Origin of the sequence: Rhodococcus sp. DK176 (assembly GCF_038447315.2) — a bacterium.
GTDB lineage: Bacteria > Actinomycetota > Actinomycetes > Mycobacteriales > Mycobacteriaceae > Rhodococcus_F > Rhodococcus_F jostii_A.
Window position 1 is genome coordinate 2,431,111 of record NZ_CP118321.2, and the last position, 25,935, is coordinate 2,457,045.

A 25,935-nucleotide genomic window follows, 5' to 3' on the forward strand; every position below is an offset into this window, starting at 1 on the left:
GCGTCGTCAGCCGACGACGCCCTGGTCGCGCATCGTCGCGATATCTTCGGCCGACCAGCCCAGTTCACCGAGGATCCGATCGGTGTGCGCGCCGAGCGCGGGCACGTCGCCCATCCGCATCTCCACGTCGGAGAACGTCATCGGGGGCAGCATCGCCCTGATCGGTCCGCCCTCGGTGCCGATGTCACGCCAGCGGTCGCGCAGACCCAGCTGCGGATGCTCGATCAGCCCGCCCATGTCGTTGAGCTCCGCCGCCGGGATCCCGGAGTCCGCGAGCGCCTGGTCGAGAGCCGCGCTCGTGAAGCGTTGAGTCTCCTCGGCGACGAGGGCGTCCACCTCGGCGCGGTGCTGCACGCGCAGCATGTTGGTCGCGAACCGGGGATGGTCGGCGAGTTCGGGTCGTTTGAACACGTCGGTCACCAGTTGCCGCCACCCGCGGTCGTTCTGGACACCGATGAGGATCTGCCCGTCGAGGGTGGGGTACGAGTCGTACGGGACGATCGCCGCATGACCGAGCCCGACGCGCGGGATCTGCTTGTCGCCGTACATCTTCATGTACATCGGGTGGCCCAGCCACTCGGCGGTCGCGTCGAACATCGACACGTCGATCCGCGCCCCCACCCCGGTTCGTGACCGTCGGAACAGGGCTCCGAGGACTGACGTCATCGCGTACATTCCCGCCGCGATGTCGGAGACCGGAACACCCGTCTTGGTTGCGGTGTCGGGGGTGCCGGTCACCGAGATCATCCCCGTTTCGGCCTGGACCAGCATGTCGTACGCCTTGCGTTCGCGCCGCGGCCCCGCCGATCCGTAGCCCGACATGTTCACGACGATCAGTTCTTCGTGGTCGGCGCGCAACTCGTCGGCGCCGAACCCCAGACGGTCGGCGGCGTCGGGGGCGAGATTCTGGATGAAGACGTCGGCCTTCGCGATCAGCTTCGCGACGGTGTCCCGACCCACCTCGGACTTCAGGTCGACGCCGAGCGACTCCTTCGACCGGTTCAGCCACACGAAATGCGAGGCCTGCCCGAACACCGCGTCGTCGTAGTTGCGGGCGAAGTCTCCCTCTCCGACGCGCTCGATCTTGATGACCCGCGCACCCATGTCCGCGAGATGGCGGGTGGCGAGCGGAGCGGCCACGGCCTGCTCGAGTGCCACGACGGTGATGCCGTCGAGCGGCAGCAGTCCGGGGTCGTTCTCCATGTCGGGATTCACCTTTCCTCTTCGGCACCCGTGTGATTGTGATAGTGCGTGGCCCCGATCGTGTGCAGCAGTTCGTGCACGGTGTCGTCGGTGAGCCGGTACCGCATCGAGCGACCGTCCCGCGTCGCCGACACCCACCCCTGGTTGCGGAGCAGTCGCAGCGCGTGCGAGACGGCGGTGCCGGTCATGTCGAGTGCTGCCGCCAGGTCGCCGACGCAGATGTCGGGGGCGTGGTGCAGGCACAGCAGCAGTCGGAGGCGGTTGCCGTCGGACAGCAGTTCGAACCGATTGGCCCACCCGTCGATGTCGGGAGTGTGCAGTGCCGCCGCAGCACGCTGAACATCCTCGGGGTTCAGGGCGGGGGTGGCGGCCATCACGCCAGTCTACAAACGCCGAGAGGCCGCTCGGCCCGGCATCCATAGGCGATTCCTCACTGTCCGTTCGGCTCTGTGACTTTGTTTCCGGCCTCACACGGGTGGTCGACTGGCAGCACGCGTCACCCGGTTCCCCGGCGGCGTCGACGAGTCATCGAGGAGCGTGATGTGAGCGGTCTGCATCTTCCCCAGCGCGTGCGGCACCATGCCGCAGAACGGCCCGGAGCACCGGCGGTCACGTGTGGTGACACCACGCTGACGTACGCGGAGCTCGACTGGCGGACCAATCGGATCGCAACCGCGCTGTCGGCGTTGACATCCGGCGGCGGCCGGGTCGGGGCACTGCTGCGGATGCGCACCGAGGGGGTCGAGACGTTCGTGGCCGCCGCCAAGTCGGGGCTGGTGTTCGTCCCGCTCAACTGGCGACTCCCGGCCGCCGAGGCCGCCGCGATCGCGGTCGATGCCCAGCTCCAGGTGCTCATCGTCGAATCCGAATTCGCTGCCGCCGCGGACGCCGTTCGCGACGCGCTCCCGAGTGTGGTCGTGGTGATCGTCGACGCCGCCGACAGCGACGTTCTTCGGCCCGGCACCTGGACGTGGGACCGGCTGGTCATGTCGGGCACCGCCACCGATCCGGGTCTCGGGGACGACCCCGACGCCGAGGTGCTGCAGCTCTACACATCGGGCACGACGGGCTTCCCGAAGGGCGTGGTCGCGACGCATCGCAACCTGCACAACGAGCCGGAGGGCCTGCTGATCTATCGCTGGAAGCCCGGCTCGGTGGCACTCGACGCCATGCCTCTGTTCCACATCGCGGGTGCCGGCTGGTTGAGCACATGTTTGTCGGCCGGCGTCCACGTGGTGCTGCTCGGCGCGTTCGACGCCCGGCAGGTCGCCGCACTCGTCGAACGGCACCGGATCACCCACGCCTTCCTGGTTCCGTCGACCATTCAGATGCTCCTCGACGTGCCCGACCTCGACCGCTACGACGTGTCGAGCCTCGAACTGGTGGCCTACGGGTCGGCGCCGATCACCATCACTCTGCTCCGGCGAGCGATCGATCGCCTCGGCTGTGGATTCGTGCAGCGCTACGGAATGACGGAGACGACGGGCTCGGTCACCGCCCTCGCCGTCGAGGACCACGACCCGTCCGGGCAACGCGCGCACCTGCTGCGCTCCGCCGGCAAACCCATGCCCGGTGTGGAGATCGAGATCCGGGACGTGGTCACCGGCGCCCGGCTCCCGGTGGGCGAATCCGGGGAGATCGTGTGCCGCTCACGCAACAACGTCGCGGGCTACTGGCGGCGGCCCGACGAGACCGCGCAACTGCTCACCCACGACGGTTTCCTGCGCACCGGCGACGCCGGGCACATCGACGAGGAGGGCTACCTGTTCGTCACCGACCGGGTGAAGGACATGATCATCACGGGAGGCGAGAACGTGTACCCCATCGAAGTCGAATCGGTGCTCGCCGAGCATCCGGCTGTCGCCGAGGTGGCAGTGGTCGGCGTGCCGCACCGGACGTGGGGTGAGTCCGTGACGGCGGTCGTCCGGCCCGTCGATCCGGCGGATCCACCGGACGAGCAGGACCTGATCGCGTTCACCGCCGCCCGGCTCGCGTCGTACAAGAAGCCGCGGGAGATCGTCTACGTCGCCGAACTTCCGCGCGGAGCGAGCGGCAAGATCCTCAAACGCACCCTGCGCGAAGGGCTCCGCGCCACGGAGGTGCCGTCGTGATCGTCACCGAAGACGTCGGTACCGTCCAGCGCGAGGCCTGGGCCCGCGGCGTCCTGCCACCGGTCGAACAGGTACGACCGGGATTGTGGTCGATCCCGGTTCCGATGCCGCGAAACCCGTTGCGCTACGTCCTGATCTACGCGCTCGCGCTGCCCGACGGTCTCGCCCTGATCGACGTCGGCTGGGATTCCGAGGAATCCTGGCGGGCCCTCGTCGGCGGTATCGCCGAGACCGGGCACCACGTGACCGACGTCCGGTACGCCGCCGTCACCCATCTCCATCCCGACCACTTCGGTCTCGCGCCGCGGCTGCGGGAGGTCAGCGGGGCCGCGCTCGCGATGCACGGCGCGGATGCCGCACTGCTCGGCCATCATTCGCCGGAGGACGCCGCCGGCGACGAACAACTGTGGAACACCCAGCTCGCCCAACTCGGGGCCCCCACCGACATCCTCGCGGCCGCCCGCGTCGACCTCGTTCGCCTGGGAGCGGGCGAGTCCATGGACGTCGTGCTCGGTGACGGCACTCCGCTCGACCTGCCGGGCTGGGATCTGCGGGCGGTCTGGACCCCGGGGCACACTCCCGGTCATCTGACCTTCGTCGACGACACCCACGGGCTGATGTTCAGCGGCGACCACATGCTGCCCCGCATCAGTCCCAACATCTCCACGGTCCCCGGCGAACTGACGAACCCGCTGCACCGCTACCTGCTGTCGCTGCACGCCACCACCGCCATGCCCGACGGCGAGGTGCTGCCGGCCCACGAGTACCGCTTCCGGGGCATCGCCGACCGCGCCCGGCAACTGATGGGTCATCACGAGGAACGCTTCGCCGAAATCGTCGACGCCCTGGGCGTGCACCCCGAATCGACGGCGTGGGAGATCTCGCAACACATCTCGTGGTCGCGGCCGTTCGAATCCATGTCCGACCGCCTGCTCCGCCTCGCGGTCCGCGAAACCCATGCCCACCTGCTCGTTCTGGCCGACCGCGGGAGCATCCGCTCACTCGGCGGGCACCCCGAACGCTGGACCCCGACACCGTAAGGAAGACACCCCATGAGCGTGGTTCTCACCGAGTTCTCCGACGGCGTCGCCGTCATCACCCTGAACCGGCCGGAGGCGAAGAACGCCGTCGACCTCGAGGTCGCCAAGGCACTCGCCGCCGCGATCGACGAGTTCGAGGCGCGGCCCGACCTGACGATCGCGATCCTCACCGGCGCCGGGGGAACGTTCTGTGCGGGGATGGATCTGAAGGCGTTCACCCGCGGGGAGCGGCCGTCGCTGCCCGGCCGCGGCTTCGGCGGGATCACGGAGGCCCCGCCGACGAAGCCGCTCATCGCCGCGGTGGAGGGCTGGGCCCTGGCCGGCGGCTGCGAATTGGCGCTGTCGGCCGATCTGATCGTCGCCGCCCGCGACGCCAAGTTCGGCATCCCCGAGGTCAAGCGGGGGCTCGCCGCCGCCGCAGGTGGCCTGCTGCGACTGCCGAAGGTGCTGCCGTACCCGATCGCGATGGAGATGGCGATCACCGGCGACCCCCTCACCGCCGAGGTGGCGCACGCGCACGGACTCGTCAACCGGCTCACCGAACCCGGGCAGGCCCTCGACACCGCCCGTGCACTGGCGGCACGGGTCGCCGCCAACGGTCCCCTCGCGGTGCGCGCCACCAAGCAGGTCGTCGCGATGTCCGCCAACTACACCGACCCCGACGCGTTCACCGGGCAACGCCGCTTCCTCGATCCGGTGTTCGCTTCGGAGGACGCCCAGGAGGGTGCGCGCGCCTTCGCGGAGAAGCGCCCGCCGGTATGGCGTGGCCGCTAGTCGCATGATCGGCACAGCCCGCATCACGGCTTCCGTACGATGACCGCGTGGACCTGCATCTCGTCACCTACTTCGTCGCGGTAGTCGATCACGGCGGGATCACCAGGGCCGCGCAGTCCCTCTACATCTCGCAACCGTCGCTTTCGCAGGCGATCCGCACACTCGAACGCCGCCTCGGTGTCACCCTGTTCGACCGCACCGGGCGGCGTCTCGAGCTGACCGAGGACGGCCGCACCCTCGACGTCGCCGCCCGCCGAATCCTCGCCGACGTCGAGCGGGCCAAGGCCAAGGTCGCCGCCGTGCGCGAACTCGTGTCCGGCCGTGTCGACGTCGTCACGTACGCGGCGTTCTCGATCGATCCGATCGTCGACCTGGTGCGCCGGTTCCGGGAGCAGTACCCCCGCGTGACGGTCCGCATCATCGACGCCGACGGCCCCACCGGCGTCCTCGGCGCCCTGCGCCGCGGCGAGGCCGAACTCGGGGTGATCGACCTGTCCGTCGACCACAGCGCGCTGCGCTCGGTCCCCATCGGCGACCAGGAGCTGGTACTCGCCCTGCCCGATGCACTCGCCGAGACCCTCCCCGATCCGGTGCCCCGCTCGGCCGTCCGCGACATTCCGCTCGTTCAGGATCTCGGGGACAAGAGCGACGCGGCGCTGATCACCGACCTCGTCGGCGAGCCCGCGAACGTCGTCATCGACTGCACGCACCCGGGCGCCACGTGGGAGCTGGTGATGCGCGGCGCGGGGGCCACCGTCCTCCCCCGCCTCGTCGCCGAGGAACAGTTGCGCGGGGTCTCGATCCGGTCGATGACGCCGAAGCTGACCCGCCCCGTCGGTCTCGTCCAGCGGTCCGGGCCGGGATCACCGGCGGCCTCGGCGTTCGTCGCGATCGCACAGGCCACCCGAACACCGGCACCCGAGTGAGGAACTGAGCACATGGAGTTGCGTCAGGTCGAGTACTTTCTCGCCGTCGTGGAACACGAAGGCATCAACGGGGCCGCCGCGTCGCTCGGCGTCGCACAGCCCACCATCTCGCAGGCATTGCGCGGGCTCGAGCGGGAACTGGGTGTGCAGCTGTTCCACCGCATCGGCCGGGGCATGGTGCTCAGCGCCGCAGGGCGCAGCATGGTCGGGCCGAGCAGGCAGATCCTGCGCGACGTCACCGCCGTCGAGGACCTCCTCGCGACCTCCGACGGGGCACTCGCCGGCCGACTGGACATCATGGCGTTTCCGGCGTTGGCGATCGGGCCCCTCGTCGGCCTGGTCACCGAATTCCGGCGGACCCACCCGAATGTGATGGTCCGGTTGGGTGAATTGAAAGACGAGGCGCAGGCCGGATCGCTGATAGAGGACGGCCACTGCGAATTCGTGGTGGCGCACCTGCCGCTCGACGACGCCCGCCTGGACGTCGTCGAACTCGGCGAACAGGAGTACTGGCTCGTGTACCCCCCGGGCACCGACCTGCCGGAAGGTCCCGTTCCGCTCGCCGCGCTCCCCGACATCCCGATGGTCTTCGTCCCCCGCGGCCACTCCGTCGCCAACGAGATCGAGGAATCGATCCGTCACGCCGGGGCACGCCCCACTCTCGCGGCGCTGTCCGATCACCGCGAGGCGCGACTTCCCCTGGTACTCGCGGGTATAGGCGGAACCCTGCTGGAACGGTCGATCGCGGAGGCGGCCCAGGACCGTGCGGTGGTCCGCCGCGCGGAGCCGACGATTGCCCGCACCTTCGGGATCGCATTCGATCCGGACATGCTCTCCCCCGTCGGGCACGCGTTCGTCGAACTCGTGCAGGCGCACACCTCGCAGACCTGAACACAGCTCATAGGTTTCGCCTCATCCTGCGTGTCCCAGAACGACTTTGTGGCAGGACGTCTCCGGTGATCGACTGGCGGAGCGGCACGGCGCCGGCCACCCGGGCGCCGCCGAGAGCCGCGCCGACATCGGGAGCCGCGTATGAGCATCGAGACCGTCACCTCGACCACAGACACCGAATCCGCTGAACACGACGTTCTGATCAGCCGGGACGGCGCGGTCGCGACGATCACCCTGAACCGGCCCACGCGACGCAATGCCATGACCCTCGACTCGTGGATCGCCTTGCGCGAGGCGCTCGGCGAACTCGCCCTCGACGACGCCACCCGGGTCGTGGTTCTCACCGGAGCGGGCGACGACTTCTGTACCGGCGCTGATCTCGACAAGCGCACACCCATGCACCCGCTGAACCGCATGCGCCAGATCAACGCGACGGCGCTGGCAGTCGACGAGTTCCCCAAGCCGCTGATCGCGAAGGTTCGCGGCTACGCCGTGGGAGCCGGCTGGAACCTGGCGTTGCTGTGCGACCTGCTCATCGCCTCGCGCGACGCGCAGTTCAGTCAGATCTTCGCCAAGCGTGGCCTGTCGGTGGATTTCGGCGGCTCGTGGCTCCTGCCGCGCATGGTGGGACTGCACCGCGCGAAACGTCTGGTCATGCTCGCCGAGATGATCGACGCCGAGCAGGCGGATGCGCTGGGACTGGTCAGCGAGCTCGTCGAGCCGGACGAATTGGACGCCACGGTCGCCCGGTTCGCCACCCGTCTCGCGGCCGCGCCGACGGTGGCCGTCATGCAGTCGACGCGACTGATCGAGGACAGCACGACGTCGTCGTTGCGGGAGGCACTCGAGAACGAGGCGCGTTCGCAAGCGGTCAACTTTGCCACCGACGCTCCGGCCGCGCTCCGCGCATTCATCGAGAAGCGTCCCCCTGCGTTCAGCGGGGAGTGGCAGGTGCCGCAACCGCGATAATCGCGCCGTCGATCGCACAGAAGCTGTGGCACAGCCGAGTGACGATCCGCGGCCCGCGTTCGGGATCGAACCACCGATCTATGTGCGCCCAGTGATACGGGTGTGTCATATACGGCCCGAGCAGCCCGTCCAGGTTCGCGTACTCCTGCTCCCACACGTGGGTCCACCGCGCGGAACCGGACGATTCGCGCACCCGGCTCAGCTGTGAGGTCCCGATCGTGCGGATATGGTTCGGCATCGCCCGCGTCTCGGATTCGAAGCGCTCCACCACCGCCGGGTCGACCGAATCGTCCACGGCGACAAACAGCGTCCGGTAGACGGTCGGTTCGAAATGCCTTGGGCCGGGAGTGGGCACGCCCGCGTAGCCGACGCTGTCGATGTGCCTGATCTCGGGGATGCGTAGCTGTGCGGTGATACCTGGTTCGACAGCATGCCAGTGGGATTCGTCGTCGAAGTGGAGGTGCGCGATCACGTCGCCCCCGTCGATTCCGCCGGGCAGGGTCGGTGTCACGAGAACGCGCCGGGCCGTGGGCGCAGCGACCTCGCGCAGCCTGCCGGCCAACGCCGTACCGGTGGAGGCATCCGCGTCGGGGACGAGGTGAACGAGTGTGGTCACCTTAAACATCGGTCATCGCCTCCACGTCCGCGGGCGAGCAGGAGACGGTGCGTCGCCGGGTGGTGAGAAACTCGTCGGCGTCGGCCCACCAGCGAAGCACCTCCGCATCGTGGCGTGCGAGGAGGCTTTGCTGCCACCATGCGCGAGCGCCCCGCAGAGTCCAGCTGACGGTCAGGGTGTTCGACTGGTCCTCCAGCCACACCGGCGGCGAGACGAGCACGCGATCGAGCGTCAGGCCACGCGCAATCGCGCCGGGCACGTAGCGCTCCAGGTAGTCGGCGAGAAACGCGCGAGCCTGCCCGGGCTCGACCACCATCTCGTCGACGATGTACACGATCGACTCGGCCGATACCATCTGCGCTCCCTTCTTCCCCCCACCAGGACGGTAGGGGGAAGAAGGGAGCGCCTCACAGAGTTGCTTCCACCCAGCGGGAGGACGATGTCAGGTCGTCGCGGCGGCGAGTTGCTCGCGCAGCTTCGTCTTGAGGATCTTCCCGGCCGCCGACGTCGGCAGCTGCTCGACCACCACGACGTCGCGTACCTTCTTGTACGGCAGCACCCGCTCGGCGACGAACGCGGACACCGCATCGGGATCGATCGTCACGTCCGGCATCGGCACCACGAACGCCACCGGTTCCTGACCGACGCTGCCGGCCTCCCTGCCGACGACGGCAGCCGAGGACACGTCCGGATGCGAGACCAGAATCTCCTCGAGCTCACGCGGATACACGTTGTAGCCCTTGTAGATCAGCATGTCCTTGGTGCGGTCGCAGATGAACAGGTACCCGTCCTCGTCCAGGTAGGCGATGTCGCCGGTGTCGAGCCAGCCGTCGACGTACTGCTGCGCCGTGATTTCCGGATGGTTCAGGTAGCCGTCCGTGACCTGCGGGCCGCGGACCCACAACTTGCCGCGGGTGCCGGCTTCCAGTACGGCGCCGGAGTCGTCCTGGGCACGGATCTGCACCTCGGTGTCGAACACCGGCAACCCCACGCTGCCGAGCTTGTACGCGACGGAGCCGGTCAACGGCGCGGAGGCGACGAGGCAGGTGCCCTCGGTCAGCCCGTACCCCTCGACCACGCTCGCCGACGGGAACGCCCGGCCCAGCGCCTCGAGCGTCACGTGATCGATCGGCGCCGCACCCGACGACACGACCCGCACCGAGTCGGTGTCTCGAACGACGGCGTCGGGGTGGGTGGCGACGGCATGCCACATCGCCGGACTGCCGGTGATGTACGTGGCGCGGTGCGTCTCGATCAACTCCAGCATGCGGCCCGGCTCGAATCGTCCGGCGAACACCTGCGTCGCCCCGGACAGCAGGAGGAACGACATGTTGATCAGCGCGTGGGCGTGGAACAGCGGCGACACGACGACGGTTGCGCCTGCGCCGGGCACCACACCGCTGTCCCCGAGACTTTCGACGGGTCGCAGTTCGATTCCGCCGTCGGCGGTGGCGCGCACCTCGTGACCCGCACGCCAGGCGATCATCTGGGTCACGTTGGCGAGGACGTTGCGGTGCAGCACCCGTACACCTTTGGACAATCCGGTGGTGCCGCCCGTGTAGGCGAGGTGGGCGACGTCGTCCCCGGACACCTTCGGGGTGAACGGTGCGGTGGCGTACCCGCGGACGAACTCCTCGAACCCGAATTGACCCCGACCTACGCCCGCGGGGAGGCCTGCCACCACGATGGTGCGGACGGTGGTGCCGCTCGCCGCCTCGGTGAGGGTGTCCAGTTGTGCGGGCTGGGTGACGGCGGCGACCGCCGCCGTGTCGACGATCTGCGAGCGCAGGCCGGGGCCGGGTTGCAGCGGGTTGACCAGGGTGACGGTCGCGCCGGCCCGCAGTGCGCCGTAGTATGCCGCGACGAATTCGATGCAGTTGCCGAGGTGCAGGAGCACCACGTCGCGTTCGGCCACCCCCGAGTCCCGCAGGGCGGCGGCGAACGCGCTCGACCGCTGGTCGAGCTCGCGGTAGGTGCACACCGTGTCGCCGTCGACCACTGCGGCCTTGTCTCCGTACAGGTCCGCCATGGCGGACGGAAACGCCGCCAACGTCAGGTCGGGGTAATGCAGTACCGGTGCAGCAGAATTCACGTTCGGTCCCTTACTCGTCAGCGAGGTGCCATGCGGATGGCACCGTCCAGGCGGATGGTCTCACCGTTGAGGTAGCCGTTCTCGAGGATCTGGCAGGCGAGCTGCCCGAACTCGCTGGGCTTGCCCAGACGCGACGGGCCCGGCACGGACTTCTCCAGCGACGCACGCACGTCGTCGCGTAGCCGGGCGAGGAGCGGAGTGTCCATGATTCCCGGGGCGATGGTGCACACCCGGATGTTGCGGCTGGCGAGGTCACGGGCCGCGGTGACCGTCATGCCCACGATGCCGGCCTTCGATGCGGTGTAGTTGATCTGCCCGATCTGACCTTCGAATGCGGCGACGGACGCCGTCAGCACGACCGCGCCGCGCTCGCCGTCGATCTCCTCCTGCCGCGCGATCCGTTCCGCCCCGAGGCGCAGGGCGTTGAACGAGCCGACGAGGTTGAGCCGGATCACGAACTCGAAGTCCTCGACGGAGCCTGCCTTGCCGTCGGAGTCGAGGATGCGCATCCGACGGCCGGCCCCGGCGCAGTGCACGATGCCGCGCAGGCCACCGCGGTCGTCGGCGACGTCGAGTGCGGCCGCGAACTGCTCGGAACTGGTGACGTCGGCGGGGGCGAACTGCGCTGCGCTGCCCAATTCCTTCGCTGCCGCCTCACCGTTGGAGTTCGGGAGGTCGATGAGCGTGACCTGAGCGCCTGCGTCGACGAGGCGGCGTGCCGTCGCGAGTCCGAGACCGGACGCACCGCCGGTGACCGCGGTCGAGATTCCCTCGAGTTCCATCGTGCGGGTGTTCCCTTCGAAAAGTGTTGTCGGATCAGAGAAGTTCGAGAATGGTGGCGTTGGCGAGGCCGCCCGCCTCACACATGGTCTGCAGTCCGTACCGGATGCCGTTGTCCCGCATGTGGTGGACGAGTCGGGTCATGAGGATCGCGCCGGAACCGCCGAGCGGGTGACCGACGGCGATGGCGCCGCCGAGCGGGTTCAGCCGGTCCGTTGCGGCGCCGGTCTCCGCCTGCCACGCCAGCGGGACGGGGGCGAAGGCCTCGTTCACCTCGAATGCGCCGATGTCGTCGATCTTCAGTCCGGACCGGGTCAGTGCCTTCTCCGTCGCGGCGATGGGTCCGGTCAGCATGATCACCGGGTCGTCGCCGGCGACGGCGCAGGTGTGGATGCGGGCCATCGGGGTCAGACCGAGTTGCGCGGCCTTCTCGCTCGTCGTGACGAGCAGTGCGCCGGCGCCGTCGGAGATCTGCGAGGAGTTGCCCGCGTGGATCACGCCGTCCTCCTTGAACACGGTCTTCAGCCTGCCGAGAGAGTCGAGTGTGCCGCCGCGGCGGATCCCCTCGTCCCCGGCGAGGACGTCGGAGAGCGGTGCGAGTTGCCCATCGAATGCTCCCCGGTCCGCGGCGTGCGCCGCGAGTTCGTGGGATCGCAGCGCGTACTCGTCGAGCACCTGACGGGAGAGCCCCCACTTCGCGGCCATCATCTCGGCGCCGGTGCCCTGGCTGAACCCGTCGACGCCGTACCGGTCGAGGACGGCCGCCGGGAAGTGCTCGCCATTCTTGCTGGCGCTGCCCATGGGAACCCGGCTCATGGACTCCACACCACCGGCGACGACGACGTCCTCGTGGCCGGCGATCACGGCGGCGGCGGCGAAGCTCACGGCCTGCTGGCTCGATCCGCACGCCCGGGTGAGTGTGGTGCCAGGAACCGTCTCCGGCCAGCCGGCGGCGAGGACGGCGGTGCGGGCGACGTTGCCTGCCTGCTCCCCCACCTGGCTGACGCAGCCCCACACGACGTCGCCGATCTCCTCCGGGGAGAGACGGGTACGCGCCGCGAGGGCTTCGAGGACGTGCGCCGACAGATTGGCGGGGTGGATTCCGGACAGGGAACCGCCACGCCGCCCGATGGGCGTGCGGACGGCGTCGACGATCACTGCATCGCGCATGGTGTGTTCCTTCGATCTGAGGGGGTCACTCGAATCAATCACGGGCGATGTCGTCGGCACAACGACTTTCGGCCGAACGCAGGGTTAGTTCGTGCCTATGTCCGCAGCGTCGCCCCGGACCAGCTTCTTGTCGCGCTCGGGGTTCGCGAAGACCAGCGCGCCGACGGCGCACACGGCGGCGACGAGTCCGAGCGCCTGGAACGCGGTGGCATAGCCCGCGGCGGGCGAGGCCGCCGCGTCGACGATCAGACCTGTCGCGTAGGGGGCGACGAGGCCACCGATCGCCATGACGGCGAGAAAGACGCCCAGGGTGCCCGCGGTCTGACGGGGCGGGCAGATCTCCGAGATCGCCGCGTTGAGCAGCGGGAACACCGATGCGGCGAAGCCGTAGCCGACGGAGACGACGAGGACGGCGACGGCGGGTGCGGTGATGGACGGCAGCGCCAGCAGAATCGCGCCGCAGATCAGCACCCCGACGGCGGGGACGATGACGCGGACGACGCGGGACGTCGAGCCGCGTGCGAGCAGACGGTCGCCGATCACGGACGAGAGCAGCATCAGGATCAGCCCGGCGATGCTCGGGAACGCGAACATGGAGCCGGCCTGGAGGCGGCTGTATCCGAGGCCCACCTCGAAGTACGAGGGCAGCCACGTCAGAACCACGGCAACCAGTGCATACACGCTCATGACGAGAAACGCGCCGCTGATGAACGTCCGGGTCCGGAAGATGCGACCCCACGGCACCGCCGGTTCGCCCGCGTCACCGGGGGCCGCGGAATCGGCGCCCTTGCCGCTGCGAATGTACGGGCCCTCGCTCCAGACGGTCAGCCACACGACGCACCACAGGACGCCGATGACCGCCAGCGCGACCAGCGCGTAGCGCCATCCGAACGTGACGGTCACGAATGCGAGAGCAGGCGCGACGGCGATCTTGGCGATGGACGCGGCACCGGCGAGCAGAGCGCTCGGCAGTCCGCGCTTGGCGGGTGCGTGCCACGAGTACGCCGCCGTGTGGAGCAGCGCGGAACTCGGGCCCTCGGCGAGCCCGAGCAGCAGGCGGCTGACCAGCAACACCGCGAAAGACGCGACGACCACGAGCGGGAGTATCGCGACGGACCAGGCGATCGCGAGCAGCAGCAGCGCCCACCGCAGCGACATCCAGCGGTTCAGCGCGCCGGCGAAGAACCCGCCGACGGTGAAGGTCAGGAAGAAGAGGCTGCCCACCAGCCCGATCTGCGAGGCGCTCAGTCCCAGCTCGTGGGCGAGGGGTTGGGCGATGATGCCGAGGACGGCCTTGTCCGCGTAGTTGACGACGTAGAGCAGCACGAGGAGCCCGGTCAGGCCCCAAGCGCGGCTGCGGGACTCGGAACCGATGGCGACGGTCCGGTCGAGGATGGCAGTGGAGCGGGTCACGTGGTGATCCCTTCGGAAGCGTGGTGGCGTGGGTCACAGTGTCACGGTTCATTCAACGTACCGGGGTGCCCGCGATCAATACGCACTCGGCGAAGGCACCGGCTACGTCTGCCTATGTGTCGGCAGATTCGAGGTGCCTCGCGTGCATTGGACTGCGCTATCCGACCGATAGCCGAACGGCCCTAGCCGGGCCCCCGCGGATCGGGCATTCTCATCACATGAGCCGCCCCCGCCCGGACTCTCGATCCGACGAACACTCCGAGGTTCGGAAGATAATCATCGGCAAGGTCGTACTACGCAGTTACGCACTGTAATTCGAAGGAGAAAGCCCGTGCAGCGTACGGTGTTCAACGAAGATCACGACGCGTTCCGGAAGACGATCCGCGACTTCATCGCCAAGGAAGTCGCCCCCGTCCACCACGAGTGGGAGGGCGAAGGGCATCCCCCGCGCGACTTCTACCGTCGTCTCGGGGAGCTCGGCGTACTCGGCATCCAGGTGCCGGAGGAGTTCGGCGGCGGCGGTGAGAAGAGTTTCAAGTTCGCGGCGGTGGTCGGCGAGGAGACGGCGGCCGCCGGAGTCACGTTCGGCAGCTACTCCGTGCACACCAACCTGATCCTGCCGTACCTGCTCGAATACGCGAACGACGAGCAGAAGCAGCGGTGGCTCCCCGGATTCGCGTCGGGTGACATCATGTTCGCCATCGCGATGACCGAGCCGGGCACCGGTTCGGACCTCGCCAACATCGCGACGTCGGCCAAGCTGTCCGACGACGGGTCGCACTACGTCCTGAACGGCGCGAAGACGTTCATCACCGGGGGCGCGCTCGCCGACCGGATCCTCGTGGTGTGCCGCACCGCGCCCAGCACCCCCGAGGACCGCCGGGCCGGTCTGACCATCCTCGTCGTCGACACCACCTCCGAGGGTTTCGCGGTGGGTCGCAAGATCGAGAAGATCGGCCTGAAGGCCTCGGACACCGCCGAACTGTCCTTCACCGACGTCACGGTGCCCGTGGCGGACCGCCTCGGCGACGAAGGTGCCGGTTTCAGCTACCTCACCCACAACCTCGCCCAGGAACGCCTCTCCATCGCGCTCGGCGGGTCGGCGACCGCGGCCGCGGCGCTGCAGCACGCGATCGCGTACGTCAAGGAGCGCAAGGTGTTCGGCAAACCCGTCGCGGCATTCCAGAACACCAAGTTCGTGCTCGCCGAGTGCGCGACCGAGGTCGAGGCGATCCAGCTGATGGCCGACCGCGCGCTCGAACTGCACGACGCCGGCGAACTCACGGTCCCGGATGCCGCGAAGGCGAAGTTGTTCTGCACCGAGGCCGCGGGCCGGGTCATCGACAAGTGCCTGCAATTGCACGGCGGATACGGCTACATCCTCGAGTACCCCATCGCGCGGTTGTACGCGGACACCCGTGTCTCCCGCATCTACGGCGGCACGAGCGAGGTCATGAAGACGATCATCGCGAAGGATCTCGGCCTCTGACCCCACACGCCAACAGTATGGGCGTACTGTTTCAGGCGAGGAGGACTACATGTGGGATCCGAACAAGTACCTCGCCTTCGCGGACCATCGCGGGCGCCCGTTCTACGAGTTGCTGTCGCGAGTCGACGCGCGGTCACCGCGCCGCGTCGTCGACCTCGGTTGCGGCCCGGGAAACCTGACCGTCAGCCTGGCCGAACGATGGCCGGACGCCGTCCTCGAGGCCTCCGACAGCTCACCCGAGATGGTCGAGGCCGCGCGTGAACGCGGCCTCGACGCCGGCAGGCAGGACGTGCGCGAGTGGACGCCGAAGCCCGACACGGACGTCGTCGTCTCCAACGCCGCTCTGCAGTGGGTGCCCGAGCACCGGGAGTTGTTGCGTCGCTGGCCGACCCAACTGCCGTCGGGGGCGTGGATCGCGGTGCAGGTTCCCGGCAACTTCGACGCGCCGTCGCACACGATCGTCCGTGACCTCGCCTCGAGCGAACGGTGGTCGCGGTCGCTGCCGGACGTGCCGTTCCGTGCGAGCACGGTCGTCGACGATCCCACCGACTACGCCGGGCTCCTCGCCGACGCCGGGTGCGCCGTCGATGCCTGGGAGACCACGTACGTGCAGCGGCTGACCGGGGAGAACCCGGTTCTGGAGTGGATCACCGGCACCGCGCTCCGCCCGGTCAAGGACGCCCTCTCGGCGCCGGAGTGGGACCTGTTCCGCGAAGAACTCGCCCCGCTCCTCGACGAGGCGTACCCCCGGCGACCGGACGGCAGCACGTTCTTCCCGTTCCGGCGCATCTTCGTCGTCGCCCAGGTGCAGTGATCGACCGGCTGGAGTGATCGACCGGCTGGAGTGATCGACCGGCTCAGCCGTGGTGTCTCCGGTACGCCGCGGCCGCGCCGGGATGCAGCGGCACCCCCGCGGTGACGATCAGCGACTGCCGGTCCAGGAACTGGCTGCCGGTCGCCTGATCCGGCACCAGTTCCGCCGCGTGGTCGATGAGCACCTCGACGAGGGCGCCGGCGGCGCTGTCCGAGACGGCGGGGTCGGCGAGCAGCAGGTTCGCGAGACCGATCGTCGCGACCGACGTCTGCTGTCCGTACGTGCCGGGCGGAATCAGCACCGGCTCGTAGCGGGGGCCGAACCGCTCCCGCAGCAATTCCAGTTCGGCGGACAGGTCGAGTAGACGCAGCGGGATCCCGAGATCCGCGAACGACGGGGTGGGCACTCCGCCTGCCCACAGAACCGCGTCGACGGTGCCGTCACGCAGCGCCTGCCCCGCATCGGTCATCGACAGGTGCAGACGCGTCACGGCTCCCGGACCCGCCAGACCGAGCACCTCGAGGATCCGTTCGCCCGTCAGTTCCGCACCGGAGCCTGTGGCACCCAAGCTGATTCGGGTGCCTCTCAGTTGCGAGGTGTCCGCGATCCCGGAATCGGCGCGCACCGCGAGTTGCATGTAGTTCTCGTACACCTTGCCGATGGCGGTGAACCCGGCGCCGGCCCCCAGAGCCGATACGGCGGCGTCGGCGAGACTCAGTGCCAGTTCCGCGTCTCCGGACGCCAGCGCCGCCAGATTGTCCACCGACCCCGCGGTGCGGACCGGGACGATGCTCACCGGCAGTGCGGCACGCTCCGCCGCCTGGGCCGTCAATTGGGCGAACTCCCAGAAGAATCCGCCCTCCTCACCGGCCGCGAGCCGCAGCGGATCGCGGCCGCTGTCCGAGCACGCGGCGAGCACCGAACCCGTGGCCGCGGTCGCCCCGGCGGCGACGACGCCGCGCAGAAGTGCACGTCGGGTGATCACGGCGCCACCGTCGGAAGTGTCAGCGTCACCCGCAGCCCGTGTGGCTGCTCCGCAGCGATCGTCAGCGCCCCACCGCCGCCCTCGACGAGCGCGGTCGCGATGGACAACCCGAGCCCGGTGCCCTGCTGCGCCGCCCCGGACCCGCGGAAGAAACGCGACGACAGTTTGCCGATCTCGTCCTCACCCACCCCGGCCCCGTCGTCGCTCACCCGGATCTCGATTCCCGCGGCCGACCGTCCCGAGTCGATCCGGACCGTCGAACCTCGACCGGCGTACGCGTGCGCGTTGCTGAGCAGGACGTCCAGGACCTGCGCCAGGTGACTGGACCGGAAGTCGGCGACCAGCGGTTCGGCCGGTTCCCGGAGCACGAGGTCCATCCCCGATTCCGCGAGAGCCTCCGTCCAGGCGTCGGCACGGTCCGCGAGGACGGCACCGACGTCGCATCCGCCGTGCGCGGTCTCGTCGTCGGCGGAGTCCGCGGGCGATTCGGCGACGGCCAGCGCCAGCAGTCCGTCGAGGATCCCGCCGAGCCGATCGACCTCCATCCCCGTGCGGCGGTAGGTTTCGGCCCCGGTTTCGGAGACGTGTGGGCCGAGGGAGTCCAACCGGATGTGCAGGGCCGCGAGAGGGTTTCGGAGCTGATGGGCAGTGTCGGCGATCAGCTGCCGCTGCGCCTGACCGGACGCCTGGACTGCGCCCGACATGGTGTCGAACGCTTTCGCGAGTTCCTGGACCTCCGGTGGCCCGCTGTAGCTGCCGGACGGCCGACCGGTGCTGCGACGCACCCGCGGACGCGGCGACGGGACGGCGTCGGTGAGTGCGCCGACCCTGGCGGTGAGCGCCCCGAGCGGACGAACGGTCCACCGGGACAGCGCGATCGCGACCGCAGTGACCGCCGCCAGCGCGACGAGCGCCCCCGCGACGATCACCAGCCACGACGTCCGGATGGATTCCCGTGCGGCGCGGGTGGACACGTCCAGGACCACGGCACCGTCCACCTGCGCTCCGGTGCCGACGGGTACGGCCGACAGGACACGGTCCGCCGACCACGGTGTCAGCGAACCGCTGATCCCCTGCTTCTGGTTGCGCAGTCCCGCCGTGATCGCCGCGGCCACGTCGGCGTCGTCCGGCGACAGTCCGGCGCCCGCGCGGAGGTTGCCTCGTGCGTCGACGATGAGGACGCCCTCGCCGTACAACTCGTGGTAGCGGGCCACCTCCTCCCGCAGCAGCGTGGTACTTCCCGGGGCCTGGGTCTGTCCGGCGAGGCTGGCGAAATGCGTCGCATCCGCCTCCCGGCTCAGCCGCAGAGCCTGGGTTCTCCCGGCGCTGGTGGCCAGCGCCAGCGGGACGGCGAAGGCCACCACCGCGACGGCCGCGAACACCAGCAGAACGGCGAGCACACGGCGGCGCACGTCAAGTGCCCCAGCGGTAGCCGTACCCGCGGATGGTCGAGATGAGCCCCGGCCGGCCGAGTTTCGCGCGCAACCCGGTCATATGGACGTCGAGGGTGCGTGAGATGGCCACGTACGCGTCACCCCACACGGCATCCATCAGTTGCTGGCGACTCACGGCGGCGCCGGGACGGGTGACGAGCACCTCGAGAAGCTCGAACTCCTTGGCTGTCAACGCCACTGGAGCTCCGCCGACCTCCACTTCGCGTGCCGCCAGATCGACCACCACATCACCTTCGGTGACCGTCTGCGTGGCCGAGGCCGCGGTCGCGCGGCGACGCTGGGTCACGACGTCGAGCCGCGCCAGCAATTCCGCGAGCCGCGCCGGCTTGACGAGGTAGTCATCCGCCCCGCCCCGCAGTCCCCGCACCACCGACCGTTCGTCGTCGCGGGCGGTGAGGATCACCACCGGAACGTCGCTGACGGCCCGCAGCTGCCGGAGCACCTGCAGGCCGTCCGCGTCGGGGAGACCGAGGTCGAGGATCACCGCGTCCATACCGCGATGGCCGAGAAGGAGATCGGAACCGCGCCGCATGCGCACCGCCTCGTGGCCGTGGGTGGCCAGTGCTTCCACGAGTGCGTCGCCGACTCCGTCGTCGTCCTCGACCACCGCGATCTGCACTTCTCTTCCCTTCGATCAGCTCCGTGAGTCGACCAGTTCGACGTCGTCGTCCGGGGTGTCCTCCCGGCTGGTCGTCCGGTCGAGCGGCGAACCGTCCGACGTCTCACGCATGAAGAAGTAGACGACGAGCGAGATGGCGATACATCCGGTCACGTAGTAGAAGAATAGCGATTCGTGGCCGGCCCGCTTCAGGGCGAGGGCGACGGTCTCGACCGTTCCGCCGAAGATCGCCAGCGTGAGGGCGTACGGCAGCCCGACGCCGAGTGCGCGAACCTTCGTCGGGAACAGCTCGGTCTTCACGATCGCGTTCACCGACGTGTACCCGGTGACGACGATCAGTCCCAGCATCATCAGCGCGAAGGCCACCAGGGGGTTCGTCGTGGTCCCGAGCACCGTCATCAGGGGCACGGTGAGGACGGTTCCGCCGATCCCGAAGAAGATGAGCAGCTTCCGGCGACCGATGCGGTCGGACAGTGCGCCGCCGATCGGCTGCAACACGATGAACACCAGCAGGGCCGCGAAGTTGATCCACGCCACCGTGTCCTTGGAGATGCCGGACGTATTGATCATGTACTTCTGCATGTACGTGGTGTACGTGTAGAACGCCACGCAACCACCGAGCGTCAGGGCGCACACCAGCAGGCACTCGCGGGGGTACTGCAGCAGCATCCGGAGCGAACCTTCCTTCGGCCCACCGTCCGAAGTGTCTGCGTCACGCTTCGCCTCCACCTCGTCGGTGAACGCCTCCGACTCGTCCATCGTGCGACGGAGCCACATCACCGCGACGGCACCGGCCGCGCCGATCAGGAACGGAATCCGCCAGCCCCACGCCTGCATGGCCTCCGCAGGCAGCGTCAGCTGCAGGATGATCTGCACACCCAGTGCAATCAGCTGTCCGGCGACGAGCGTGACGTACTGGAAGCTCGAGTAGAACCCGCGCCTGCCCGGCGACGCGACCTCGGCCAGGTACGTGGCGCTGGTGGCGTACTCGCCGCCGACCGACAGTCCCTGCAGCATCCGGGCGATCACCAGCAGGACCGGTGCCACTAGCCCGATGCTCGCGTAGGACGGCGTGACCGCGATGACGAGCGAACCCGCCGCCATCACGGTCACCGACAGGGTGAGCGCCGATCGGCGACCGCGGCGGTCGGCGTACCGTCCCATGATCCAACCGCCGATCGGCCGCATGAGGAATCCGACCGCGAAAACGGCTGCCGTGGAAAGCAGCTGGGCGGTGGTGTCGCCTTCCGGGAAGAACTCCTTCGCGAAGTACACACTGAACGCCGCGTAGACGTACCAGTCGTACCATTCGATCAGGTTGCCGACCGAACCTTTCAAAACATTGCCGATGACTCGGCGCTCACCCGTCGATGTCGTGCTCACGCGGGACTCCTCTCGATGCCCTGGATCTCTGCGTTCACACCACAGTGGGTCACGTCACATCGATACGGAAGGGCCGCGGAGCCTTCCTAACACTCCCTTAGGGAAGAGCCCCCGTGAGTACTTGTCAACCTCGGGCGGTTAACAAGTACTCACGGCTGGGGTGTCCTCGCCGAGCCGCGGCGGCGCGCTGCGGTAGCTCGCCGGGGTGGCGCTGAGCCGGATCGGATTCGCCACCTGACGCACGGGCCGGTCCCTGCGGGGATCGTCGATCTCGACCACCGGATTCAGCCCGAGGCGCTCGGCGAGCGCCACCGCGTCGGCGATGTCGTTGAGCGGACCGCACGGGACACCCTGTGCGGTCAGCTTCTCGAACCACTCGTCCGCCGAGCCCGCGGACAGCGCCGCGGTGATGTCCCGGACCAGTTGCTCGCGGTGCGCCACCCGTTGCGTGTTGGTCGCGTACCGCTCGTCGTCGGCGAGTTCGGGCACACCGAGAACCTCGACGAGAGAGGCGAACTGACGGTTGTTGCCCACCGCCAGCACCAGCGGCCGGTCGCCGGTCCGGAAGACCTCGTACGGCGCGATGCTGGGGTGCCGGTTGCCCATCGCCTGCGGGACGACACCGGCGCCCACGTACCCCGACGTCTGGTTCGCGAGGGCGGACAGCAGCGACGACAGCAGGTTCACCTCGACCCGCTGCCCCTCCCCGGTGCGATCGCGGTGGCGCAGCGCCGCCAGGATCCCGACCGCGGCGTGCAGTCCGGTGATGATGTCGACGACGGCCACCCCGACCTTCGTCGGAACGCCGGGTTCGGGACCGGTGATGCTCATCAACCCGCCGACGGCCTGGATGAGCAGGTCGTACCCGGGCAGGTTGTTCTCGCCGCCGAACCCGGTCACGGAGCAGTAGACGACGTCGGGATTGATCTCCCGCACGGCGTCGTAGCCGAGCCCGAGCCGGTCCATCGTGCCGGGAAGGAAGTTCTCCACCACCACGTCCGCCCGGGCGGCCAGTTCCCGCGCCTGCTGCAGGTCGGCGGGGTCGCGCAGATCCCAGGCGAAGGACCGCTTGTTGCGGTTGACGGACTGGAAGTAGGTGGATTCGTCGCCCACCCACGGCGGCCCCCACTGCCGGGTGTCGTCGCCGACGCCGGCGCGCTCGATCTTGACGACGTCGGCACCGAGGTCGGCGAGCAGCATCGTGGCGTACGGCCCGGCGAGCACCCGTCCGAAGTCGGCGATCAGCAGGCCGTCCAGGGATGCACTCCCGGCCGACTCGAGTGACCTGCTCACCGGAATGCTGCCTCGCCCGTCAGCGCCTTGCCGATCACGAGCTGGTGGACCTCGGACGTTCCCTCGTAGGTGAGCACGGACTCGAGGTTGTTGGCGTGGCGGATCACGGGGTATTCCAGCGTGATTCCGTTGGCACCGAGGATGGTGCGGCACTCGCGGGCGATGGCGATGGCCTCGCGGACGTTGTTCAGCTTGCCCGTGCTGACCTGCTCGGGACGTGCCACGCCGCGATCCTTGAGACGTCCGAGGTGGTACGCCAGCAGGTGGCCCTTGCCGACCTCGAGGGCCATGTCGGCGATCTTGACCTGCGTGATCTGGTAGGCGGCGAGCGACTTGTCGAAGACCTGACGGTCCTGCGCGTAGGAGATTGCGGATTCCAGGCAGTCGCGGGCGGCGCCCATCGCACCGAAGATGATGCCGAACCGGGCCTCGTTGAGGCAGCCGAGCGGACCGGACAGTCCCTTGGCCTCCGGCAGCATCGCGGATTCGGGCAGCCTCACGTCCTCGAGCACGAGCTCCGAGGTGACGGACGCCCGCAGCGACATCTTGTGCTTGATCTCGGGCGCCGAGAAGCCGGGGGTGGCGGTGGGCACGACGAATCCGCGGATGCCGTCGTCGGTGCGGGCCCACACGACCGCGACGTCGGCGACGGATCCGTTGGTGATCCACATCTTGGTGCCGTTGAGGATCCAGTCGTCACCGTCCCGCTTGGCGCCCGTGCGCATGCCTGCGGGGTTGGAGCCGAAGTCGGGCTCGGTCAGTCCGAAGCAGCCGATCGCCTTGCCGGCGGCCATGCGGGGCAGCCATTCCTGCTTCTGGTCTTCGCTGCCGTAGTGGTGGATCGCGTACATGGCCAGCGAACCCTGGACGGACACGAGGCTGCGGATTCCGGAGTCGACGGCCTCGAGTTCGAGGCAGGCCAGGCCGTAGGCGGTGGCGCTCATGCCGGCGCAGCCGTATCCCTCGAGGTGCATGCCGAGCACGCCGAGTTCGCCCAGTCCTTCCGCCAGCTCACGCACCGGCAGTGCCGCTGCTTCGAACCATTCGCCGATGTGGGGCCGGATCTTCTCGTCCGAGAATCGGCGCACGGTGTCGCGGATCGCGATCTCCTCGGTGTCGAGCAGCGAGTCGAGGGCGAACAGCTGGGTCAGGGACTGCGGGTCGGACATTGTTCCTCCACGAGGCCGGTGGGGCTGGTGTGCAAACGTTCGCGAGAACGATTGCACGAACGATTTCGTCACGTAGACTAAGGCGCATTCCGGCGGCCGTCAACCACGACACCACCGGCCCCCGTCCCCGAGCGCGAGGATTGCCCGTGAACCAGCCGGACCGCCCGACACGCACCTCCGGGCGTCCGCCTACCCTCCGCGAGATCGCCGAACGCGCCGGCGTCCACGTGTCGACGGCATCCCGGGTGCTCCGCCAGCCCGAACCCGCCGACGGCTGGTCCGAGGCCGCGCTGCGGGTGCGCGAGGTGGCGGTGGAACTCGGCTACCAGCCCAACCTGTGGGCCGCGAGCCTGCGGACACGCAAGACCACCACCCTCGGCGTGGTAATGCCGCGACTCACCGACGGCGTGGTCGCGACGATGTTCCAGGGCATCGAGGAGACGGCCACGCAGGCCGGCTACTCGGTGCTGCTGTCGAGCCCACCCGACGACCTCGACGCCCAGCGCCGCGCCATCGAGTTCCTCGTCAGCAGGCAGGTGGACGGCCTGCTGCTCAGCAGCCTGCACAGTCCCGGCCGCGAATTCGTCGACTCACTGTCGGTGGGGGCTTTGCCGATGCTGCAGCTCAACCGGCACGCCGACGTCGGTCTGCCGTTCGTGTCGGGCGACGACCACCGGGGCGGCTACCTCGCCGGACGCCATCTCCTCGACCACGGGTTCACCGAGCTCGCCGTCATCACAGGGCCCGACCATGCGAGCACCTCCCGCGACCGCCTCGCCGGATTCCGCGCCGCACTGGCCGAGAACGGCATCGAACTCCGCCCGGATCGCGTCGTCCGCTCCGACTTCGACGTGTCCGGCGGTGTCGCCGCGGCAACCGTTCTCCTCGAGTCGGATTCGCCTCCCGAGGCGATCTTCACCGTCAGCGACACCATCGCGATCGGCGTCCTCGGCGTCGCCCGGGACCTCGGACTGCGGATCCCCGACGACCTCGCACTCGTCGGATACAACGACATTCCGGTGGTCGCCCAACTTCCGGTGCCGCTGACGACCGTCCGGTCACCCGCGCGCCTGATCGGCGCGACGGGTGTGCGTCATCTCCTGTCGATCATCGCGGGCAACGACGTGGAATCGGTGAAGCTCCCGGTCGAGCTGATCGAGCGGGCATCGACCGGAAAGTAATCAGAGCGTTGCCCGCAGTTCCCGTTTGAGCAGTTTCCCGCTCTGGTTGCGGGGCAGTTCGTCCACGAACACCACCTGCTTGGGCACCTTGAACGGCGCGATGCGCTCCTTGACGTGGGCGATCAACCCGTCCGGTGTCACGCCGGCCGCGTCCTCCCGCAGCACCACCACGGCGGTGATCGCCTCGATCCACTTGTCGTCCGGCGTCCCGATGACCGCGACCTCGGCCACGTCCGGATGCGTGTAGACCGCGTCCTCGACCTCGCGCGACGCCACCAGGATGCCGCCGGTGTTGATGACGTCCTTGATGCGGTCGACGACGGTGATGTACCCCTCCGGGTCCCGCGTCACCAGATCACCCGAGTGGAACCACCCGTCGCGGAACGCCTCCGCGGTGGCGTCGGGATTGTCCCAGTACCCCAGGCACAGCTGGGGTGAACGGTAGAGCACCTCACCGGGCGTGCCGTCCGGAACGTCGTTGCCGTCCGGGTCCACCACCCGCGTCTCGACGAAGAACACGGCCTTGCCACACGACGACGGCCGGTCCTCGTGTTCCTCGGGCTGCAGCACCGTCGCGAGCGGACCGATCTCGGACTGTCCGAAGCAGTTGTAGAAGCCGAGGTCGGGGTAGCGTTCGCGCAACCTGTTCAGCACCGTCACCGGCATGATCGACGCGCCGTACTGCGCCTTCTTCAGCGACGACAGGTCGCGGGTCTCGAGATCCGGATGTCCGGCGAGCGGCACCCACACCGTCGGCGCCAGGAACAGCGAGCCGATGCGATCCGCCTCGATGCGGCGCAGAATCTCCGGAATGTCCGGGGTCTGCATCAGATTCACCGAGGCGCCCACCGACAGGTACGGCATCATGAAGACGTGCATGCCCGCCGAGTGGTACAGGGGCATGCAGATCAGCGGATTGTCGCCGTCGCTCAGTGCGAGGGCGATCACGGAAGACACGTACTCGTGCACGAGCCCGCCGTGAGTCATCATGGCGCCCTTCGGCTTCGACGTCGTCCCGGACGTGTACAGCAACTGTGCCAGGTCGGTGGCTGCGACCGGCTCCGCGAGCACGGGGACGTCGCCGGAGCCGCTGTGGGCGAGCAGCGAATCCTCGGCGTCGCGCAGGGGAACCACGTGGCGCAGATCGAGGGCGCCGCGGACCGAGTCGAGCGTGCCCGTCAGCGCCGGATCGACCAGCACGGCGGCGCTCCCGGACTGCGACACCAGATAGGTCAGCTCGTCGCCCTCGAGCGCATAGTTGACGGGCACGTGCACGAGACCCGCACGCGCGCAGGCCAGGAACCCGATCGTGTACGCGTCCGAGTTGGTGCCGTACGCGGCGACGCGCTCACCGGCCGACAGTCCGAGCGACCGCAGGTAGGCGGCCGCCCGGCTCACCGCGTCGTCGAGTTCACGGTACGTCCACGCGCGGTCCTCGAAGGTCAGCGCCCTGCGGTCGGGGAACTTGGCGGCCGAGCGCCGCAGCACTCCGTCGACGGTGTCGGTACGCGCATCCAGACTCATGCACGAAGGTTATAGGACGTCCAAGTACCTTGCCAGAGG

24 protein-coding genes are annotated in these 25,935 nt (G+C 68.9%); 9 read left to right on the plus strand and 15 right to left on the minus strand.

From position 1 onward, the window contains the following. Positions 1-6 precede the first annotated feature (6 nt). Positions 7-1,203, minus strand: a complete 1,197-nt coding sequence (locus PSR88_RS11530; protein ID WP_037197026.1) for a CaiB/BaiF CoA transferase family protein — start codon at positions 1,201-1,203, stop codon at positions 7-9. Between the two features lie 8 nt (positions 1,204-1,211). Continuing rightward, positions 1,212-1,577: an ArsR/SmtB family transcription factor gene (locus tag PSR88_RS11535; RefSeq protein ID WP_005251569.1), complete on the minus strand. Its 366-nt coding sequence runs from the start codon at positions 1,575-1,577 to the stop codon at positions 1,212-1,214. 168 nt (positions 1,578-1,745) lie between these two features. Between PSR88_RS11535 and PSR88_RS11540 the strand changes: the two genes are divergently transcribed. From PSR88_RS11540 to PSR88_RS11565, 6 genes are all read left to right on the plus strand, one after another. After that, positions 1,746-3,314: a long-chain-fatty-acid--CoA ligase gene (locus PSR88_RS11540; RefSeq protein WP_016882665.1), complete on the plus strand. Its 1,569-nt coding sequence runs from the start codon at positions 1,746-1,748 to the stop codon at positions 3,312-3,314. Continuing rightward, the gene (locus tag PSR88_RS11545) at positions 3,311-4,354 is read left to right on the plus strand and encodes an MBL fold metallo-hydrolase (RefSeq protein ID WP_016882664.1); all 1,044 of its coding nucleotides are present in this window, start codon (positions 3,311-3,313) and stop codon (positions 4,352-4,354) included. The genes PSR88_RS11540 and PSR88_RS11545 overlap by 4 nt, the downstream gene beginning before the upstream one ends. A gap of 12 nt (positions 4,355-4,366) precedes the next feature. After that, positions 4,367-5,128 (plus strand): crotonase/enoyl-CoA hydratase family protein, encoded by a 762-nt coding sequence (locus PSR88_RS11550; protein ID WP_009474954.1) that lies wholly within the window; start codon positions 4,367-4,369, stop codon positions 5,126-5,128. A gap of 47 nt (positions 5,129-5,175) precedes the next feature. Beyond that, positions 5,176-6,054, plus strand: a complete 879-nt coding sequence (locus tag PSR88_RS11555; RefSeq protein ID WP_009474955.1) for a LysR family transcriptional regulator — start codon at positions 5,176-5,178, stop codon at positions 6,052-6,054. 12 nt (positions 6,055-6,066) lie between these two features. After that, on the plus strand, positions 6,067-6,945 hold the full coding sequence (locus tag PSR88_RS11560) for a LysR family transcriptional regulator (RefSeq protein ID WP_009474956.1): 879 nt from the start codon (positions 6,067-6,069) through the stop codon (positions 6,943-6,945). Between the two features lie 141 nt (positions 6,946-7,086). After that, positions 7,087-7,914: an enoyl-CoA hydratase/isomerase family protein gene (locus PSR88_RS11565; protein ID WP_016882663.1), complete on the plus strand. Its 828-nt coding sequence runs from the start codon at positions 7,087-7,089 to the stop codon at positions 7,912-7,914. Here the strand turns inward: PSR88_RS11565 and PSR88_RS11570 are convergent. The 6 genes from PSR88_RS11570 to PSR88_RS11595 form a co-directional block, all read right to left on the minus strand. After that, positions 7,880-8,539, minus strand: coding sequence for a Dabb family protein (locus PSR88_RS11570; RefSeq protein WP_029539253.1), 660 nt, complete (start codon positions 8,537-8,539; stop codon positions 7,880-7,882). The genes PSR88_RS11565 and PSR88_RS11570 overlap by 35 nt on opposite strands. Further along, positions 8,532-8,885 carry a hypothetical protein gene (locus PSR88_RS11575; protein ID WP_016882661.1) on the minus strand — a complete coding sequence of 118 codons (354 nt, stop codon included), beginning with the start codon at positions 8,883-8,885 and terminating at the stop codon, positions 8,532-8,534. The genes PSR88_RS11570 and PSR88_RS11575 overlap by 8 nt, the downstream gene beginning before the upstream one ends. 87 nt (positions 8,886-8,972) lie before the next feature. Further along, positions 8,973-10,622 (minus strand): class I adenylate-forming enzyme family protein, encoded by a 1,650-nt coding sequence (locus tag PSR88_RS11580; RefSeq protein ID WP_016882660.1) that lies wholly within the window; start codon positions 10,620-10,622, stop codon positions 8,973-8,975. A 17-nt stretch (positions 10,623-10,639) separates the two neighbouring features. After that, positions 10,640-11,404 carry an SDR family NAD(P)-dependent oxidoreductase gene (locus tag PSR88_RS11585; RefSeq protein ID WP_016882659.1) on the minus strand — a complete coding sequence of 255 codons (765 nt, stop codon included), beginning with the start codon at positions 11,402-11,404 and terminating at the stop codon, positions 10,640-10,642. A gap of 34 nt (positions 11,405-11,438) precedes the next feature. Beyond that, positions 11,439-12,572: a thiolase family protein gene (locus PSR88_RS11590; protein WP_016882658.1), complete on the minus strand. Its 1,134-nt coding sequence runs from the start codon at positions 12,570-12,572 to the stop codon at positions 11,439-11,441. An 84-nt stretch (positions 12,573-12,656) separates the two neighbouring features. Beyond that, the gene (locus PSR88_RS11595) at positions 12,657-13,985 is read right to left on the minus strand and encodes an MFS transporter (protein WP_009474963.1); all 1,329 of its coding nucleotides are present in this window, start codon (positions 13,983-13,985) and stop codon (positions 12,657-12,659) included. 331 nt (positions 13,986-14,316) lie between these two features. On the opposite strand from PSR88_RS11595, the gene PSR88_RS11600 reads away from it, so the two are divergent. Together PSR88_RS11600 and PSR88_RS11605 are read left to right on the plus strand one after the other, a co-directional pair. Beyond that, positions 14,317-15,474, plus strand: a complete 1,158-nt coding sequence (locus PSR88_RS11600) for an acyl-CoA dehydrogenase family protein (protein ID WP_011595075.1) — start codon at positions 14,317-14,319, stop codon at positions 15,472-15,474. 49 nt (positions 15,475-15,523) lie between these two features. Further along, positions 15,524-16,288 carry a trans-aconitate 2-methyltransferase gene (locus PSR88_RS11605; RefSeq protein ID WP_016882657.1) on the plus strand — a complete coding sequence of 255 codons (765 nt, stop codon included), beginning with the start codon at positions 15,524-15,526 and terminating at the stop codon, positions 16,286-16,288. 43 nt (positions 16,289-16,331) lie between these two features. Here the strand turns inward: PSR88_RS11605 and PSR88_RS11610 are convergent, their stop codons facing one another. The 6 genes from PSR88_RS11610 to PSR88_RS11635 form a co-directional block, all read right to left on the minus strand. Then, complete coding sequence (locus PSR88_RS11610) at positions 16,332-17,273, minus strand: TAXI family TRAP transporter solute-binding subunit (protein ID WP_011595077.1); 942 nt, start codon at positions 17,271-17,273, stop codon at positions 16,332-16,334. Beyond that, positions 17,270-18,685: a sensor histidine kinase gene (locus PSR88_RS11615; RefSeq protein ID WP_016882656.1), complete on the minus strand. Its 1,416-nt coding sequence runs from the start codon at positions 18,683-18,685 to the stop codon at positions 17,270-17,272. The genes PSR88_RS11610 and PSR88_RS11615 overlap by 4 nt, the downstream gene beginning before the upstream one ends. Position 18,686: 1 nt before the next feature. Next, on the minus strand, positions 18,687-19,346 hold the full coding sequence (locus PSR88_RS11620) for a response regulator transcription factor (protein WP_016882655.1): 660 nt from the start codon (positions 19,344-19,346) through the stop codon (positions 18,687-18,689). 15 nt (positions 19,347-19,361) lie between these two features. Further along, positions 19,362-20,729 carry an MFS transporter gene (locus PSR88_RS11625; protein WP_011595079.1) on the minus strand — a complete coding sequence of 456 codons (1,368 nt, stop codon included), beginning with the start codon at positions 20,727-20,729 and terminating at the stop codon, positions 19,362-19,364. Positions 20,730-20,867: 138 nt separating this feature from the next. Continuing rightward, positions 20,868-22,022 (minus strand): CaiB/BaiF CoA transferase family protein, encoded by a 1,155-nt coding sequence (locus PSR88_RS11630; protein WP_009474971.1) that lies wholly within the window; start codon positions 22,020-22,022, stop codon positions 20,868-20,870. Next, positions 22,019-23,191: an acyl-CoA dehydrogenase family protein gene (locus tag PSR88_RS11635; RefSeq protein WP_016882654.1), complete on the minus strand. Its 1,173-nt coding sequence runs from the start codon at positions 23,189-23,191 to the stop codon at positions 22,019-22,021. Before PSR88_RS11635 ends, PSR88_RS11630 begins: the two co-directional genes overlap by 4 nt. A gap of 146 nt (positions 23,192-23,337) precedes the next feature. Between PSR88_RS11635 and PSR88_RS11640 the strand changes: the two genes are divergently transcribed. Then, positions 23,338-24,372: a LacI family DNA-binding transcriptional regulator gene (locus PSR88_RS11640; protein ID WP_016882653.1), complete on the plus strand. Its 1,035-nt coding sequence runs from the start codon at positions 23,338-23,340 to the stop codon at positions 24,370-24,372. Here PSR88_RS11640 and PSR88_RS11645 read toward each other — a convergent pair whose 3' ends face one another. Beyond that, entirely contained in the window at positions 24,373-25,896 is a 1,524-nt protein-coding gene (locus PSR88_RS11645; RefSeq protein WP_011595082.1) for an acyl-CoA synthetase, read from the minus strand. It lies immediately after the preceding gene. Between the last annotated feature and the right edge of the window lie 39 nt (positions 25,897-25,935).